The sequence below is a fragment of the Gloeocapsopsis crepidinum LEGE 06123 genome, assembly GCF_015207655.1.
GTDB lineage: Bacteria > Cyanobacteriota > Cyanobacteriia > Cyanobacteriales > Chroococcidiopsidaceae > Gloeocapsopsis > Gloeocapsopsis crepidinum.
Map to the genome: position 1 here is coordinate 105,699 of NZ_JADEWN010000009.1, position 15,589 is coordinate 121,287.

Sequence of the window (15,589 nt, forward strand, 5' to 3'; positions counted from 1 at the left end):
ACTTATCGGCTTTATTTTTGATACAAACTTATCCGAGAAAATGTATTAAAAAATACTTTTGCTCAATTAATGCTCGTCAACTACAGCAAAAACATATAGCCAATACCAGAAGACCCTCTTTATTCCTCTGTGTTCTCTGCATCTGAACTAGTCTGTTCACCCTCCGTCAAACTTCCTACACAATACAATTCAAATCACCAGACCGTTGTGTAAACCGATAGTTTTCCTGATAGTCAACCGGACAATCAATGACTGCAGGTACATCCTGAGCTAAAGCTGTTTTCAAAATAGGAATGAAATCAGTTGTCGCTTCTACACGATAGCCTTTTAGTCCCATACTTTCAGCTAATTTCACGAAATCTGGATTACCAAAATGGACATAAGAAGATCTGCCAAATTGGTTACGTTGCTTCCACTCAATTAACCCATAACCGCCATCATTAAAAATCAACGTAACGAATGGCGTACCAACTCGCAAAGCTGTTTCTAATTCCTGGCAATTCATCATAAAACCACCATCACCAGTAGCAGCAACAACTTTCCGGTTAGGATAAACTAGTTTCGCCGCTACTGCCCCAGGAATAGCAATTCCCATTGCGGCAAACCCATTAGAGATGAGACAAGTATTTGGGCGATCGCAATGATAATGTCGAGCAATCCACATTTTATGCGCTCCAACATCAGAAATCACAATATCTTCAGGTCCCATCACCTGTCGTAAGTCATAAATCAGTTTTTGTGGCTTAATGGGAAATCCATCATCAGTAGCATATTGCTCATAGTCTGTGCGAATATCTGAGCGTAATTCCAAAGCATAAGGAGTAGCTTTGTCGTCGCGGTCTGCTCGTTTTAAAATTTCGTATAATGAATCCGAAATATCACCAACAACTTCAACAGTAGGAATGTAACTACTATCAATTTCTGCAGGAGTTTCCCCAATATGAATAATAGGAATTTTGCCATCGGGATTCCATTTTTTCGGGGAATACTCAATTAAATCATAGCCAATTGCAATCACTAAATCGGTATTATCAAAACCACAATTAATATAATCGCGTTGTTGCAATCCAACTGACCATAATGCCAATGAATGTTTATAAGGAATTACGCCTTTTCCCATAAATGTATTAGCAACAGGAATGTTAAGCTGTGTTGCAAACTCAGTTACTGCTTCGCTTGCATCAGCACGAATTGCTCCATTACCGACAAGAATAATCGGGTTAGTAGCTTGTGAAATCACGGTTGCTGCTTCGGTGATGCTGTGAAATGCCGCATAAGTTCTTTCTAACTTATCGGTTCTTAAAGGATGACCTGTAGCGGGCATTGCAGCAATATTTTCGGGTAGATCAATGTGAACTGCACCAGGTTTTTCACTTTGCGATCGCTTAAAAGCTTTTCTGATAATTTCTGGAGTATTACTAGGACGAACAATTTGGGTATTCCACTTTGTAACGGGAGCAAACATTGCCACTAAATCTAAATACTGGTGGGCTTCAATATGCATTTGATCCGTTCCCACTTGTCCGGTAATTGCTACCAATGGCGCACCGTCTAAGTTGGCATCAGCGACTCCTGTCATCAAATTTGTTGCACCAGGACCTAATGTCGAAAGACACACCCCTGCTTTTCCGGTTAGGCGTCCATATACGTCTGCCATGAACGCTGCACCTTGTTCGTGCCGCGTGGTGATAAATTGGATAGAAGAATTTTTAAGTGCTTCTAATACATGTAAATTCTCTTCTCCTGGCAAGCCAAAAACGTAGCGCACGCCTTCGTTTTCTAGGCATTGCACTAATAATTCTGCTGTATTCATTGAAATTTCCTCCCTAACAGGTATGGTAGTGCCATACCTCTACTTCACCCACACTGTTTTAACATTGACGAACTCATGTATGCCTTGAATTCCCAACTCTCTGCCATAACCAGAGCGTTTAATTCCCCCAAAAGGCATACGCGGATCAGATTTAACTAAACTGTTAATAAAGACGGCTCCAGCTTCTAATTCTGAAATTAAGCGATCGCGTTGTTGTTCGTCTGTAGTCCATGCACTTGCACCCAAGCCAAAAGGTGTGCTGTTGGCTAGTTCAATTGCCGCATCGATATGGGGAACGCGAAATAACAGTGCTACAGGACCAAAAAATTCTTCGTTATACGCTGCTGAACCTGCAGGAATTTCACTCAAAATCGTTGGTGGATAGTAGTTTCCAGGACGTGATAATGGTTTTCCACCCACCAGAACTTTTGCTCCACTGGCAATACAATTTTGGACTTGCTGATCTAAATCTTGCAGAATCTGTGGCGTTGCTAATGGCCCAATATTTGTATTGAGATCCATCGGATCGCCTACTTTTAATGCTTGGAAGTTTTCTATCAGCAGTTTCTCAAATTGGTTAGCGATCGCTTCTTCAGCAATAAAGCGTTTGGCGGCAATACACGATTGACCGTTGTTTAGCATTCGGGCTGTTGTTGCTGTTTTAGCAGATGTCTCAATGTCAGCACTTGCTAACACAATGAATGGATCGCTTCCGCCTAATTCAAGTACCGTTTTTTTGATCTGTTTCCCAGCAGCGGCTGCTAAACTTGCGCCTGCGGGTTCGCTTCCTGTCAAAGTTGCTGCTTTGATTCTTTCATCGGCAATTAATGCGGGGACTTTGTCAGCACCTACCAACAAAGCTTGAAAGACTCCTGTGGGAAAACCCGCACTTTGGATAATTTCTTGAATTGCTAACGCGCATTGCGGTACGTTAGAAGCATGTTTGAGTAAGCCAACATTGCCTGCCATCAACGCTGGTGCAGCAAACCGGAAAACTTGCCAGAAGGGAAAATTCCACGGCATCACTGCTAGGATAATTCCTAGCGGTTGATAGCGGATGAAACTCTGACTCGCGTCAGTTTTAACGCCTACATCTGCAAGAAACTCTGCCGCATGTTCTGCGTAATAGCGACATACTAGCGCACACTTTTCAACTTCAGCGATCGCACTTTGTAATGGTTTCCCCATTTCTAGGGTCATCAATTCAGCGTATTTTGCTTTTTGTTTTTCTAAAATATCTGCTGCAGTTTGCATAAAATGCGATCGTTCTGCAATTGACAACCAACGATATTTTTCAAATGTTGTTTGTGCTTGTTCCAGTTTAGCTGCAATTTCGGCATCGGTCAGCGGCTGAAACGTTTCGAGCGTTTCCCCTGTTGCGGGATTAATTGTAGCGATACCCATTACCTGACCTCTTTAATCAATTCAATCGCGGGATGTTTTTTAAATTTTGCTCCCGAAATTATTACTTTTCTTACTTCAATTATCGCTTCTTTTTACAGCTTGAATTATAAAAAGATTTTGTAAAGGACTGCTGAACACTTATAAGTAATTTTGCTTACAAAATTGAGTACAACTTTGATGATTTGGCGATCGCGGCTGACGCATAACATATTTTTTATATGTGCTTGTGCGGTTGCAAAAAGACTATGTAGAATGTAAGATATTAAATAATTGTTAAATACAGTAACAAGATGTAAAGAAAAAAACTTATGTAATTTAGTAAAAAGTGTTCAAGTATACGATTTACACAAGTTTTGATGTCTCAGTAGGATGTGTTGAGTTAGTTTACAATGTTCTCATTCTAGCCACCAATTCGATTTAAACTGAGCTTAAGAAGACAAAACTCTAAAGTCGTATTGACTTATCCCGCTTTTCCTCAACTCATAGCGCAGAAAATAACATAATGAGGTTAGTTATCTACGAGCCAGTCCGCTGTAAGCGCCGTTAATCGCCGCTTAGGGAATGCCTCGATCTTAATATTCGTGTGAGGACTCTCTCACAGATTGAAGACCTTCCTGGATGGAGTAGAAAGTTGGAAGCACTCTTAGCAACTAGCAAGCAGGCAATTAATCAGCCGCTTATCCTCGCAGTAGATGATGATGAAGATAGCTTATTTTTGTTGACAGAAGTAGTCAGAGGAAACAATTTCGCATGTATTACAGCAAAAAACAGTAAAAATGCTTTGTCCTTAGCGCAACGGTATCAGCCAGATTTAATTTTACTGGATATACTGTTACCTGATTTAAATGGCATAGAAGTTGTACATCACTTGAGAAGAAGTCCTCAAACGCAGTTAATTCCCATTGTTGCAGTAACAGCATTAGCGAAAGAAGAAGATTACCATCAGATTATGGGGGCTGGATGTGACGGTTACATCACCAAACCTTATATGTTGGACGATCTAGAAGACGTTATGTTTAGTCATTTATGCCACACAGCAGCTACAGCGTAGCTTGGAAGAAGACTATCTATTTCTGTTATTACTAATATTACTGAGGTTTATCAGCTAAGACTGCAACTATACTAGTGCGGTCTGAATCAATACTTGAGGTTCCGATTAAATCTACCACAGGAACTCTCACTACAGCCTCAATGATTGCTTTCATATATGGCTCAATAGCTTTGTACAAATTCCAGCTGACTTCTTCTGCTAAATCATTTTTATGACTTTCAATCAAAAGTCGTTCGGGTGGGGTAGTTGGATGTTCAACTACAATTGTTAAACTCTTGTCTAACAAATTGCAAATAACTTTTTGTGGGGAGTGCCCCAACTGACTAGTATATAGTGCATGAATTTGTTGTGACAAAGTCTCTTCTAAAGAAGTAAAACTAGCTGGTATTTTTTCCTCCATAAACTTATCAGTAGATTAAGGGGTGTTAATATACAGAGTGCCTAAACAAGGTATCAGATTCTTTTATCCTCTTCAAACACCCTAAAGACAGATAGTTAATTTCATAAGTTCTCTGTAAGTTGAGAAACTCCAGCCCTGTCTCTAGCAAAAGCATGAAATAAAACTATAAATTAATGTCAATCCTACCCTAGTAGTGTTTTTTTTATATCTAAAGATGTATTTCTTGATAAGAGTATTGTAAAATTGAAAAAGTCAGATTTTCTTTGCTATGTTGCATGTTCTCCGCCAACGATGAACACAAATTAATAAATTGGTGGATTTACGAGCCAGTCCACTACAAGTGCTGTCGTCTACACCACTTGGGGAAAGCCTCATTCAAGCGGTCACATAAATTGGTTATACGCTTTTGCGACTTTTTCTAAGCTATGAATATGAATTTGCAAAGTTCTAGTAGTCCTCAGCAAGATAGGCTGAGACAACCTTTAGTCTTAGCTGTGGACGATAATGAAGACAACTTGCAGCTACTGGCTCAACTATTGATGTTGATTGAATGTTCTCACATCACTGCAACCGACGGTCATACAGCAGTACTTATGGCGCAAAATTATCAACCAAATTTAATTTTGCTGGATATGATGCTGCCAGATTTAGATGGAATTGAGGTTGTCTGTCGCTTAAAACAAGATCCAGAAACAATGGACATTCCTATTGTTGCTGTCACTGCAATGGCAAGAGTAGAGGATCAACAACGATTTTTGCTAGCAGGATGCAAGGAATATATCAAAAAACCTTACATTATTGAAGAGTTAGAAGCAACGATTCGTCGTTGTCTTGCTTAGCTAATCTTTATTAAGATCAAGAGTCTGTTAATGATTGGCAATTATAATACTTAGTGATTATTGACTAGGCACAAACAATTCAATCATACAAAAGTTAAAGTTTTAATGTTAAATAATAAATTCACAATAACTGATTTAAAAACAAAATCAAGAGCGTAGAGATAAGCTATTCAAACCATGTTTCGGAGCTTGGGTGTTTCAGCCAAAATAGCTACAGTTGCAGTACGACCCGTATCGAGTTTTGCATTACTCAACAAATCTATCACACTAACTCCAACAATCTCCTCTATAATTGACTTAATTTGGGGTTTTAATGCCTCATCAATCTCAGAACGGACTTCTTGGGCTAACTCTTCTTGACCAGTACTTACTAGAAGTTGCTCAGGTTGCGTAATTGAGTCTTCCAAAATAATCGCGACTTTTTCATCAAAAATCTGACAAGTGATGCGGCTGGGTTGATGCTCTAATTGATGACGGTATAAAGCTTGAATTCGCTGGGATAAAGTACGTTCAATTTGCCCACGCGTAGGAATAGAAGAATCCATGATTATTAGATGAAGATAAGTAAGTTAATTAGATGAAAAAATCTACCCTCAGGGTGTTGAATTACCTAACGAGATAATCACACAAATTCAACTATACTCTTAATAGAAGAGCTTTGGGTGAAAAATCAGTGTGGCATTCAGCATTCAGGTGAGGGATAAATCAAGATCTTGTAAGTTTCTTGAGTAGGGGCGATCGCGCGTTCCACTGCCAGAGATAATTCATGTAAAGGGTAGCGATCGCTAATCAATGCAGCAACGTCGATCCGAGAATTAAATACAATATCCGCAGCAAGACTTTGCAACCGAAACGAAGAACTGTAGCTACCAATCAAGTCAATTTCGCGACGGTAAAGAATATTAGGATTAAGTGGAATTTCGACTTCATCGGGAAATTCTGCAAAAAACAAAATTTTACCACCTTTGCGCGTACAGTCTAAAGCTTGAAAAAAGGCTTTATCGCTAGGAACTGCAAGTAGTGTCGTATCAACACCCATGCCATTTGTAACGGCATGAATTTTTGCTACTAATTCTGCATCGCGTGCATCAAACGCAGCTTCTGCACCAACACTCAAAGCTTTCGCAATTCTAGAAGGAAGTAAATCAGTAGCGATCGCTCTGGCACCGAAATACTTCACTAACATAATAAACATTAACCCAATTGGTCCTGCACCTGTCACTAAGACAGTTTGTCCTGGTGCAATTTGAGCTTTTTTTACGGCTTTAAGACAACAATTTGTCGGTTCAACAAAACTGGCAATTTCAAAACTCACATCGTCTGGAATTGGAATTAACCCACCATTACGGACAATATGACTAGGAACCTTAACATACTCTGCGAAGCCACCGCCACTTGGGGCAAATCCAGCCGTTGTGCAAATATTTTTATACATATCACACATGGAGAAATTGTCGTTGAGACAGTAACCGCAGCGCATACAAGGAATGTGGTGCATCACAACTACGCGCGTCCCCACTTGCCAGTTTTTCACGTCTTCTCCAACTGCTGCAATCACTCCTGCTGTTTCATGTCCAAAAATCCGTGGCGGTTCATATAAAGGATAAAGAATCTTTTTGATATCCGACTGACACAAGCCCACAACACGCACTTGTACCAACACCTCATCAGCTTCTAGAGTAGGTACTGGCAATTCCTCATAACTTAGCTGTTTAACGCCGCGATATACCTGTGCTTTCATGCCACTTTACCACTCAACGATCTTAGATTTAACACTATTGAGCAGCGTACAACTAATCAATCAATACTTTGTATGGATGTGTCATTACTGCAACTAGTTCATCAGGTACTTCCATAATTGCTTTTATCTGTTTGAGCGTTGTGGCTTAACATAATAATTTGAGTGCGATCGCATATCGTCATCTATACACGCAATATCCAAAACAGTGATGCAGATATTGACAGCTGATGTGTTGGTAGTAGGGGGTAGTACTGGTGGAACTGCTGCGGCTATTTCTTCAGCGCGTCGCGGTGCAAATACTATTTTGGTGAGTGAATTTTCTTGGTTAGGCGGAATGCTGACATCGGCTGGGGTGTCTGCGCCAGATGGTAATGAGTTAGAAGCGTTTCAAACAGGGCTTTGGGGTAAGTTTTTACAAGAACTACAGCAGCGACAAGCTGGAGGATTAGACAATAGTTGGGTAAGCTTTTTCAGTTACGATCCGCGTGTAGGAGCGCAAATATTTGCAGAATGGGTGCAAGAATTACCAAATCTGCATTGGATAAGTGGCGAGGTACCACTCGAAGTTTACTGTCAAGATAGTTGCATCACTGGCGTTCGATTTAGTAAGTTTACAGTGACAGCAAAAATCACTCTTGATGCTACCGAATTGGGAGATCTTCTTGCCTTAGCAGATGTTCCCTATCGCTGGGGCTGGGAATTTCAGTCTGAGTGGCAAGAACCAAGCGCACCTGTGGAACATAACACGTTAACTGCACAATACGCTGTACAAGCACCTACATGGGTTGTTGTCATGCAAGATTTTGGTGCAGACGTTGCGTCAGAAATATCACCCACACCCGATTACGATGCATCAAAGTTCACTGACGCGTGGGAAAACTACGGTGTAGAGCAATTTTTAAATTACGGGCGCTTACCAGATAATCGATTTATGATGAATTGGCCTATATCTGGTAATGACTACGGCGTAGGAGTAGAACGTTTAATTACCTCAAAGACAGCACAAAACGAGTTTCTACAAGAATGTCTTTGGCATAGTCAAAATTTTGCTTACTTTATTCAATCTCAAATTGGTCGCCGTTACGGTTTAGCGGATGTTTTTGGCACAGGTTTTGCGATGCATCCTTACTACCGAGAAAGTCGCCGTTTAGTCGGGTTAAATACCGTATGCGAACAGGATATTTTACCTATATCAACAGGACAAGTCGCAGCTTTACAACCTGATAGTATTGCGTTTGGTAACTATCCTAACGATCACCATTATCCTGGCTTTGAGTTTCCGCTAGCGCCAAAATCACTACGTTGGGGCGGACGCTGGACAGGAACACCGTTCACAATTCCTTACAGTTGTTTGATTTCAGCGACAGTTGATGGGTTACTAGTGTGTGAAAAGAATATTTCGGTATCGCATATCGCCAACGGGGCGACTCGCTTGCAACCCGTTGTCATGGGAATTGGACAAGCAGCGGGTATGGCGGCTGCTTTGTGTGTGGAATTGACGTGTCAACCTCGCAATCTACCTGTGAAGACTTTACAGCAAGCATTGTTACAAGATAAGGTCGCAATTATACCTTTGTTCAATCTACCACCGCAGCATCCTGATTGGTTATTTTGGCAAACATACTACTTAGATCATCCAGAGAAATACCCAGTTGATGGCAATTGTGCTTGCACTTTGTATCAAGATATTCCATCAAATCTCGCGACATTTTCTGGCATTTTTTATAAAAATGATATACAAAATTATACTATTACAATTAATACTCCTAAGGAATTTCGCGGTGATTGGATATTGGTAACATTGCGATCGCACATTAACCACCAGCTAGAAAATTATCCGAATGCTGCACCAATAAGAGTTTCTGGACAAATAAATCATGCTGGTAGATGGCTATTAATTGAAACAATTTATACTTGATACCACAATAATGCTAGTAAAATAGCTGCGATCGCACCAATTAAAGTATTCAAAACATTGACAAGTTCATTTGTGAGCCAATCAAACTTTGTTTGTAATGTCGCTCCAATCACGCTTTCTAAATTTGTAGCAATAAATGCGGCAATAATACAAAATACGACTCCGAGTAAGTCAATTAAACCAACACCCCAACCAACAAAAGCGATCGCACTGGAGGCGACGATCCCAGCTAATGTTCCTTCTAAAGATACTGCGCCTTCAGTACCACGCGGTACGGGTTGAAAATTCGTAATCAAAAATGTCCGTTTACCGTAAGCTTTACCAACTTCACTCGCACAAGTGTCAGAAAGTTTAGTACTGAAACTCGCAACATATCCGAGTAACAATAGCGATGCGATTAACCGATTGCCTCCCCACTCAGAGACTAGTAATGTTCCCAGCGCACATAATGCCCCAGTTAGCGCTGAACCCCAAACATTTTCAGGACCTCTAGCACCCGATCTCTTTTCGGCAATACCCTCAGTTTCCTTTTCCTTCAGTTTAATTCGAGTCACCGCCGAACCGACTAAAAAGTAGAACATAACAACTAAATAGCCTTGCCATCCCAAAGTTCCCCAAATTAAAATACCCAATCCCCAAGCGTGAAAGAAACCAGCAGGCGTTAACAGCTTTTTCGGTACAATCCAAGCAATTGCTAGTAAAACTGTATTTAAACCCACTGCAATGAGCCAAGGATTAAGCGAATACGTATATAGCATCTACTTTTGTCAATCTCCAATATGCAAGCCATGAACCAAACTTTATTTCATCTTGCCTTTCCCATCACCGATATTGTGCAAGCAAAAGCATATTACGTCGATGGATTGGGGTGTACTCCTGGTCGTGAAAACAAGCACGCTTTGATACTAAATTTATACGGTCATCAGTTGGTTGCACACTTAACTAAAGAGAAACTAGAACCGCAGCGAGGTATTTATCCAAGGCATTTTGGTATCATTTTTACGTCAGAACACGATTGGAAAGATTTGTTAGAACGCGCACAACAGAAAAATTTAGTCTTCCGTGAAGAAGCTAAACACCGTTTTCCTGACTCTCCTTTAGAACATCGCACATTCTTTTTAGAAGATCCGTTTTACAACTTGATGGAGTATAAATATTACCGTTACCCTGAAGCAGTTTTCGGCGGTTCTGATTATGCCCAAGTTGGGGATACTCCTGCGTAATTAGGAAGCAGGGGAGCTTAAGAGAGTTATGAGTGTTGAGTGTTGAGTGTTGAGTTATTTTCTTCAATTCAAAACTCAAAACTAATCACTTTTTGCTCTCGCTCCTATGCCCTTAAATAGTCCTAAACCATCCGTGCTACCTAGTACTGGATCAGAGGCACGTTCAGGGTGCGGCATCATGCCGATTACGTTGCCCTTAACGTTGCAAATACCTGCAATGTTGTTAACAGAACCATTGGGATTTTCACCGTGATAGCGAAATAGTACTTGACCGTTATCTTCTATTTGTTTTATTGTGTCCTCATCAGCATAAAATTGACCTTCTCCGTGCGCGATAGGTAAAGTAAGAATTTCTCCTTGTGTGTAGTTTTGCGTCCACGGCAGGTCTGTACGTACTACTTTTAAGGAAACGCGATCGCAAATAAAATGCAAGTCGCGATTGCGGATCAGCGCACCAGGTAATAATCCTGCTTCAGTTAAGACTTGAAAACCGTTGCAAATTCCCAAAACAAACTTACCTTGCTCGGCGTGTTTGATAACTTGTTGCATCACGGGAGAAAAACGCGCGATCGCTCCACAGCGGAGATAATCGCCATAACTAAAGCCGCCAGGAATAATAACGACATCAAGATCGCTAATATCTGTGTCTTCGTGCCATACCATGCGCGTTGGCTGCTGCAATAATCGCGTGACATAGGCAACATCGCGATCGCAGTTCGATCCTGGAAATACGACAATTCCAAATTTCACGCTGTCACTCCATCTCGTTGTTCAACTAAATCAAAGCGATAGTTCTCAATGACTGGGTTAGCTAATAACTGATCGCAAATGAGATCCAACTGCTGCCGTGCGATCTCCTCATCCTGAGCGCTTAAACTCAGTTCAATATATTTGCCAATTCGTACCTGCTCAACAGTATCGTAACCCATATGCTGCAAACCCGACATAACAGCTGTGCCAGCAGGATCAAGAACTGAGGGTCGCAGAGTAACATAGATATGAGCTTGATATTTTCGCATCGCCTTTGTTCAATTTCATCAATGAAACAAAAGATGATCCTACCCTTTTCCTGATACCTCTAGTGTCAATACAGTTAGCTACCTCGTGACTGCATTACTAAGCCACCAAAACACTGCCTCTATACTTCTAGTAAAGTATATTTATGACTCGCGTATCGGTTTGAGCTAGCTTATGAACAACTTAGTTGATTTTTATATGTAGGAAAATGCCATAATTGTCTATGAAAGCCGAACGCACTCGCAGTCAGGAACGCATTCTGAAATTGCTTAAAAGTCTTAACAAAGCAATTTCTGCTCAAGATATCTATGTAGAGTTACGCAACCGCAACCAAAGTGTGGGACTTGCTACAGTATATCGAGCATTGGAAGCCTTAAAACTTGAAGGTGCAGTTCAAGTGCGGACATTGGCTTCTGGCGAATCACTTTATAGTTCAGTGCAGCAAGATAAACACCATTTGACTTGTTTACAGTGTGGCAGATCAATTGCTATCAATCAATGCCCTGTTCACGAGCTAGAAACTCAGTTGCATCAAGCGCATCATTTCAAGATTTTCTATCACACCTTAGAATTTTTTGGATTATGTAACCAATGTCAAATGGCGCAAGCTGCTGGTGTTGGTGCGGAGTAATAAGAGAGTTCTGAATGTTGAATTTTGAGGTTTGAGGTTTGAGTTTTGAGTTAAAGAGAGTTTCTCGTTAAGAATGTTGAGCTTAGGAGAGTGTTGAGTTATTTTCTTCAATTCACAACTCAAAACTCGTGCATTCAAAACTGATAGTAATGCCTCCGGCACCTTTGTTCGCTTTCCAAAACTCTTTATGATTCAAAACTCATAACTCAAAACTCATAAATTTATTTGGCGCGATCGCCATTCACGTGAGGTATCTGACCATCGGATACAATTGAACGCATACCTTCGATAGTTGCCGGAATACTACGCGGGTCCATAAACATTACTTTACTACTATCGCTACTGCCAATTTTTGTTCCCATGTCGAGATAGTTTTGTGCAATTAAAAATTGCAGTGCTTCACGGGCTTCAGGATTTGTTTGTAGAGTTTTCGTGATGATTTGCAATGCTTCTGCAGTTGCTTGAGCTTTGAGAACTTGTTGCTGGCGTTCGGCTTGTGCTTGCAAGACAATTGTTTTCTGATGTGCCTCAGCTTGCAGAATAGTGGCTTTTTGCTGAGCTTCAGCTTCGAGAATTTGGGCTTCTGCTCTACCCTTGGCGCTGTTCACTGCAGATTCGCGATCGCCTTCGGATGTCAAAATTGCTGCTCGTTTACGCCGTTCAGCAGACATTTGCAACTCCATTGATTCTTGAACTGCCAGCGAAGGAATAATATCGCGTAGTTCTACCCGCGTGACTTTTACTCCCCAAGGATCTGTCGCAATATCTAAATCGCGCAATAATATTTCATTGATTTGGGCGCGAGCAGTAAATGTTTCATCTAGCTCTAGTCTGCCCATTTCCGAACGGATTTGCGTTAAAACCAAATTTACCATTGCTGATTGGAGATTTTCTACCTTGTACCAGGCTTTCTCCATATCAACAATGCGCCAGTACACAACTGCATCTACCTCAATCGAAACGTTATCGCGGGTAATACATTTTTGCGGCGGAATGTCTAGCACTTTTTCCCGAATGGTTTCGCGGAAAACAACTTTATCAATAAAGGGAAAAACAAAACTCAACCCTGGTTCAAGCTTTTTGTTATAACTACCCAGTCTCTCTACTAAGGCTTCATTACCCTGATTCGTGACTTTTACTGAACCTGCTAAGGCTGAACCTCCAAGTGCTAGTGCAACTAGCAAAAATAGTTCATTCATGTGATTTCCTGTTTATGAGTATTAAGTTACTAAATGTGTATTGATTTGAAATCTGTTTTAGCACAACGACTCATAGCTTTTTTCTCAGGCAGGATGCCTGAGGCACTACTAATGCAACAAATCTTCCGGCATAACGATTAAAGTTGTACCTTCACGGCGAACCACATAGACTTTTTGAGAAGGCGCGATCTCTAAATATCGATCTTCGCACCGCGCCCGCCATGAATTTCCTTCATAGATCACTCTTCCTTCTCTTCCGGCGGGGATTTCAGTTAATGTTTCTGCAACAAAAGCTTCTTGTAGTTGTTTCCGTTTAGGTGACAGTAGGCGACGCGACATTAAAATAAATGCTGTCGATAGTCCTAGCCAGAGCACAGCTTGTATGCTTAACTGAGGAATGACTAGAGATATCACTGCTACAACAAAAGCACTCAGTCCCATCATAAAAGCGACAAACGCCGTTGGTAGCATTAGTTCCATCAAACAAAGCATTGTCCCTGCTATTAACCATAACAGCGTGACGTTTATCGGCATTTTGGTATCTTAATCACAACCTGCACAGCAATGTACTAGTTTGCTCGAGCTACAGTTATTTAATGAGCTAGCAACAATGTGACAGCAAACTACAATCATTAATACCAATCTAGCTTAAGCTTTCGCTAATCAGAACCAAGTTTAATTGAATTTAAAAGTCTTTTTACGTTACAGGCGATCGGCAGATCAAAGAGGTAGAAAGCATCTGAGAAGCTCATTAATCTTTTTTGGGCTTTGTAGTATCTCGAGTTGTCCTAAGGCAATCGATAGCGCAGAACCCTAAGCTATATTCGCCACCGACTTCTTTCCCTCGCTTTGTCCCCTAAGTTACTCCTTATGCATTTATCGCTTAGAGTGTATAACAAGGGACAATCTTATGCAAAGATAAAGAGGTTGTCTGGAATAAGCAATTGTATTGAATAATAATTTTGCATTGCTTCTTGAGAGGGAAACACTAGATTACAAGTCTATGAAAGTTGGCGATCGCATCCGCGTTAAAGAATCAGTCATTGTTTACCATCATCCCGAACATCGCGGTGAACCTTTTGATATCAAAGGCTTAGAAGGCGAGATTATCAGTTTTGCTAACGAATGGCAGGGCAAACCAATCAGTGCTAATCTACCAATTCAAGTTCAGTTCAGTAAAAAGTTTAAAGCTCACCTGCGCGAAACTGAAATTGAGGTTCTATCTTAGTCGAGATGTTCATCTTAAGGGCGATGGAGATGATTAGCCATCTAACTCCTTGCCCGACGAAACCAACTTAGAATATTCAGTTCACTACGCATTTGCTCTAATTCTTGTCTATGGCGCTCTGCTGTGGTATAATACCATCTACAGTGTTGCTGTAGATCAGTGCGCGATTGTACTTCCCGATAGAATTGGCGTGTTGCCTGGTAAGTGGCAAAAATATCTTGAGTTTCTGGTGGCGGCAGCGGGATGATGTAGTGGAACTGGTTAGCCATGAGTTAAGCAAAAGAAGTCAGTCTCTTGCTGCAATTATAGCGATCGCCACTGCGAGAAATTTGTGCCTAAATGCATAATTTAGCCAGAAGGAGCTAATTGCTCTTTTACAACCAACCACGTAAACGATAAACGACTAAACCGACATACTCTTTCAAGGCACGAGTAAACTGATGTAATCGCTCTGCTTCTGGTAACAAGTTTAACAGTGTAGCTTGAGGGGTATTGCTTAAATACTGAAGATCGCTGCTTGCTATAAAATCAGTAGGTGCTGGTATTGCAGCAATTTTAAGTTTTTTGAAAATGGCAAGCGATCGCGGCATATGCATTGCTGAAGTGACAAGTAGCACTTGGTTGATTTGGCGTGCTTGCAGAATTTTTTTGACATTGACTGCATTTTCGTAGGTATTAAGCGAATTAGGTTCTTGAATAATTGCTGATTCTGGTACGCCTAATTGCTGCATGATAATTGCCATATCTGCGGATTCAGAAGAACCAGCACCACTCCAATCTATACGTCCACCGCTGAGAATCACGAAAGGGGCTTTTTTTTGGTGATACAACTGCGCAGCATAGAACATGCGATCGCTTTCTTCAGATAAGTCTACTGAAGGGCGTGGAAAAAACGCAGGTTTAGTCGCACCGCCTAAAACGACGATTGCTTCTGCATTTGGTAATTCAGTTGAGGGAATATTTTGAAATTCTAGCGATCGCACTAAAGAACGTGAAACCTCACATCTTGCACCTATCAGGAAAACCACTAATACATGAATAAGTAGTGTAAGAAAGTGACAGCAGAAGCGGAAATTCGCTTTTGTGGCAGAGAGTAATTCAGAAAACTTGATTTGTAGAGAAATT

At 40.9% G+C, this 15,589-nt stretch carries 18 protein-coding genes; 6 read left to right on the plus strand and 12 right to left on the minus strand.

The window, feature by feature from the left end; genetic code table 11:
* Nucleotides 1-175: 175 nt before the first annotated feature.
* Together IQ230_RS05775 and IQ230_RS05780 are read right to left on the minus strand one after the other, a co-directional pair.
* Nucleotides 176-1,813 (minus strand): acetolactate synthase large subunit, encoded by a 1,638-nt coding sequence (locus IQ230_RS05775; RefSeq protein ID WP_193931101.1) that lies wholly within the window; start codon nt 1,811-1,813, stop codon nt 176-178.
* 39 nt (nt 1,814-1,852) lie between these two features.
* On the minus strand, nt 1,853-3,217 hold the full coding sequence (locus IQ230_RS05780; RefSeq protein ID WP_193931102.1) for an NAD-dependent succinate-semialdehyde dehydrogenase: 1,365 nt from the start codon (nt 3,215-3,217) through the stop codon (nt 1,853-1,855).
* 631 nt (nt 3,218-3,848) lie between these two features.
* On the opposite strand from IQ230_RS05780, the gene IQ230_RS05785 reads away from it, so the two are divergent.
* The gene (locus IQ230_RS05785; protein WP_193931103.1) at nt 3,849-4,268 is read left to right on the plus strand and encodes a response regulator; all 420 of its coding nucleotides are present in this window, start codon (nt 3,849-3,851) and stop codon (nt 4,266-4,268) included.
* 37 nt (nt 4,269-4,305) lie between these two features.
* Here the strand turns inward: IQ230_RS05785 and IQ230_RS05790 are convergent, their stop codons facing one another.
* On the minus strand, nt 4,306-4,668 hold the full coding sequence (locus IQ230_RS05790) for a DUF2294 domain-containing protein (protein WP_193931104.1): 363 nt from the start codon (nt 4,666-4,668) through the stop codon (nt 4,306-4,308).
* A gap of 431 nt (nt 4,669-5,099) precedes the next feature.
* Between IQ230_RS05790 and IQ230_RS05795 the strand changes: the two genes are divergently transcribed.
* Nucleotides 5,100-5,507 carry a response regulator gene (locus IQ230_RS05795; RefSeq protein WP_228054620.1) on the plus strand — a complete coding sequence of 136 codons (408 nt, stop codon included), beginning with the start codon at nt 5,100-5,102 and terminating at the stop codon, nt 5,505-5,507.
* 170 nt (nt 5,508-5,677) lie between these two features.
* On the opposite strand, the gene IQ230_RS05800 is transcribed toward IQ230_RS05795, so the two are convergent.
* Both IQ230_RS05800 and IQ230_RS05805 read right to left on the minus strand, forming a co-directional pair.
* Nucleotides 5,678-6,052 (minus strand): DUF2294 domain-containing protein, encoded by a 375-nt coding sequence (locus IQ230_RS05800; RefSeq protein ID WP_193931106.1) that lies wholly within the window; start codon nt 6,050-6,052, stop codon nt 5,678-5,680.
* Between the two features lie 137 nt (nt 6,053-6,189).
* Nucleotides 6,190-7,248, minus strand: coding sequence for a zinc-dependent dehydrogenase (locus IQ230_RS05805; RefSeq protein WP_193931107.1), 1,059 nt, complete (start codon nt 7,246-7,248; stop codon nt 6,190-6,192).
* 208 nt (nt 7,249-7,456) lie between these two features.
* Between IQ230_RS05805 and IQ230_RS05810 the strand changes: the two genes are divergently transcribed.
* The gene (locus IQ230_RS05810; protein WP_193931108.1) at nt 7,457-9,166 is read left to right on the plus strand and encodes an FAD-dependent oxidoreductase; all 1,710 of its coding nucleotides are present in this window, start codon (nt 7,457-7,459) and stop codon (nt 9,164-9,166) included.
* Here IQ230_RS05810 and IQ230_RS05815 read toward each other — a convergent pair.
* Entirely contained in the window at nt 9,157-9,924 is a 768-nt protein-coding gene (locus tag IQ230_RS05815) for a TIGR00297 family protein (RefSeq protein WP_193931109.1), read from the minus strand. The genes IQ230_RS05810 and IQ230_RS05815 overlap by 10 nt on opposite strands.
* A 30-nt stretch (nt 9,925-9,954) precedes the next feature.
* Between IQ230_RS05815 and IQ230_RS05820 the strand changes: the two genes are divergently transcribed.
* The gene (locus IQ230_RS05820; protein WP_193931110.1) at nt 9,955-10,389 is read left to right on the plus strand and encodes a VOC family protein; all 435 of its coding nucleotides are present in this window, start codon (nt 9,955-9,957) and stop codon (nt 10,387-10,389) included.
* A gap of 81 nt (nt 10,390-10,470) precedes the next feature.
* Here IQ230_RS05820 and purQ read toward each other — a convergent pair whose 3' ends face one another.
* Together purQ and purS are read right to left on the minus strand one after the other, a co-directional pair.
* Nucleotides 10,471-11,139, minus strand: a complete 669-nt coding sequence (gene purQ, locus IQ230_RS05825; RefSeq protein WP_193931111.1) for a phosphoribosylformylglycinamidine synthase subunit PurQ — start codon at nt 11,137-11,139, stop codon at nt 10,471-10,473.
* Entirely contained in the window at nt 11,136-11,408 is a 273-nt protein-coding gene (gene purS, locus IQ230_RS05830; protein ID WP_193931112.1) for a phosphoribosylformylglycinamidine synthase subunit PurS, read from the minus strand. Before purS ends, purQ begins: the two co-directional genes overlap by 4 nt.
* A gap of 221 nt (nt 11,409-11,629) precedes the next feature.
* Here purS and IQ230_RS05835 point away from each other — a divergent pair, with 221 nt between their 5' ends.
* Complete coding sequence (locus tag IQ230_RS05835; RefSeq protein WP_099703688.1) at nt 11,630-12,037, plus strand: Fur family transcriptional regulator; 408 nt, start codon at nt 11,630-11,632, stop codon at nt 12,035-12,037.
* A 221-nt stretch (nt 12,038-12,258) separates the two neighbouring features.
* Here the strand turns inward: IQ230_RS05835 and IQ230_RS05840 are convergent, their stop codons facing one another.
* Together IQ230_RS05840 and IQ230_RS05845 are read right to left on the minus strand one after the other, a co-directional pair.
* Entirely contained in the window at nt 12,259-13,236 is a 978-nt protein-coding gene (locus IQ230_RS05840; RefSeq protein ID WP_193931113.1) for an SPFH domain-containing protein, read from the minus strand.
* Nucleotides 13,237-13,344: 108 nt separating this feature from the next.
* The gene (locus tag IQ230_RS05845) at nt 13,345-13,770 is read right to left on the minus strand and encodes an NfeD family protein (RefSeq protein WP_193931114.1); all 426 of its coding nucleotides are present in this window, start codon (nt 13,768-13,770) and stop codon (nt 13,345-13,347) included.
* 469 nt (nt 13,771-14,239) lie between these two features.
* Between IQ230_RS05845 and IQ230_RS05850 the strand changes: the two genes are divergently transcribed.
* Nucleotides 14,240-14,464, plus strand: coding sequence for a ferredoxin-thioredoxin reductase variable chain (locus tag IQ230_RS05850; RefSeq protein WP_193931115.1), 225 nt, complete (start codon nt 14,240-14,242; stop codon nt 14,462-14,464).
* Between the two features lie 41 nt (nt 14,465-14,505).
* On the opposite strand, the gene IQ230_RS05855 is transcribed toward IQ230_RS05850, so the two are convergent.
* Both IQ230_RS05855 and IQ230_RS05860 read right to left on the minus strand, forming a co-directional pair.
* Complete coding sequence (locus IQ230_RS05855) at nt 14,506-14,733, minus strand: hypothetical protein (protein WP_193931116.1); 228 nt, start codon at nt 14,731-14,733, stop codon at nt 14,506-14,508.
* A gap of 105 nt (nt 14,734-14,838) precedes the next feature.
* Entirely contained in the window at nt 14,839-15,588 is a 750-nt protein-coding gene (locus IQ230_RS05860; RefSeq protein ID WP_193931117.1) for a YdcF family protein, read from the minus strand.
* Nucleotide 15,589 lies beyond the last annotated feature (1 nt).

What these genes read in the sequence shown, in the direction of transcription:
- IQ230_RS05775 (WP_193931101.1), bottom strand. Translation starts at nt 1,813, where the DNA reads ATGAATACAGCAGAATTATTAGTGCAATGCCTAGAAAACGAAGGCGTG.
- IQ230_RS05780 (WP_193931102.1), bottom strand. Translation starts at nt 3,217, where the DNA reads ATGGGTATCGCTACAATTAATCCCGCAACAGGGGAAACGCTCGAAACG.
- IQ230_RS05790 (WP_193931104.1), bottom strand. Translation starts at nt 4,668, where the DNA reads ATGGAGGAAAAAATACCAGCTAGTTTTACTTCTTTAGAAGAGACTTTG.
- IQ230_RS05795 (WP_228054620.1), top strand. Translation starts at nt 5,100, where the DNA reads ATGAATTTGCAAAGTTCTAGTAGTCCTCAGCAAGATAGGCTGAGACAA.
- IQ230_RS05800 (WP_193931106.1), bottom strand. Translation starts at nt 6,052, where the DNA reads ATGGATTCTTCTATTCCTACGCGTGGGCAAATTGAACGTACTTTATCC.
- IQ230_RS05805 (WP_193931107.1), bottom strand. Translation starts at nt 7,248, where the DNA reads ATGAAAGCACAGGTATATCGCGGCGTTAAACAGCTAAGTTATGAGGAA.
- IQ230_RS05810 (WP_193931108.1), top strand. Translation starts at nt 7,457, where the DNA reads ATGCAGATATTGACAGCTGATGTGTTGGTAGTAGGGGGTAGTACTGGT.
- IQ230_RS05815 (WP_193931109.1), bottom strand. Translation starts at nt 9,924, where the DNA reads ATGCTATATACGTATTCGCTTAATCCTTGGCTCATTGCAGTGGGTTTA.
- IQ230_RS05820 (WP_193931110.1), top strand. Translation starts at nt 9,955, where the DNA reads ATGAACCAAACTTTATTTCATCTTGCCTTTCCCATCACCGATATTGTG.
- purS (WP_193931112.1), bottom strand. Translation starts at nt 11,408, where the DNA reads ATGCGAAAATATCAAGCTCATATCTATGTTACTCTGCGACCCTCAGTT.
- IQ230_RS05835 (WP_099703688.1), top strand. Translation starts at nt 11,630, where the DNA reads ATGAAAGCCGAACGCACTCGCAGTCAGGAACGCATTCTGAAATTGCTT.
- IQ230_RS05840 (WP_193931113.1), bottom strand. Translation starts at nt 13,236, where the DNA reads ATGAATGAACTATTTTTGCTAGTTGCACTAGCACTTGGAGGTTCAGCC.
- IQ230_RS05845 (WP_193931114.1), bottom strand. Translation starts at nt 13,770, where the DNA reads ATGCCGATAAACGTCACGCTGTTATGGTTAATAGCAGGGACAATGCTT.
- IQ230_RS05850 (WP_193931115.1), top strand. Translation starts at nt 14,240, where the DNA reads ATGAAAGTTGGCGATCGCATCCGCGTTAAAGAATCAGTCATTGTTTAC.
- IQ230_RS05855 (WP_193931116.1), bottom strand. Translation starts at nt 14,733, where the DNA reads ATGGCTAACCAGTTCCACTACATCATCCCGCTGCCGCCACCAGAAACT.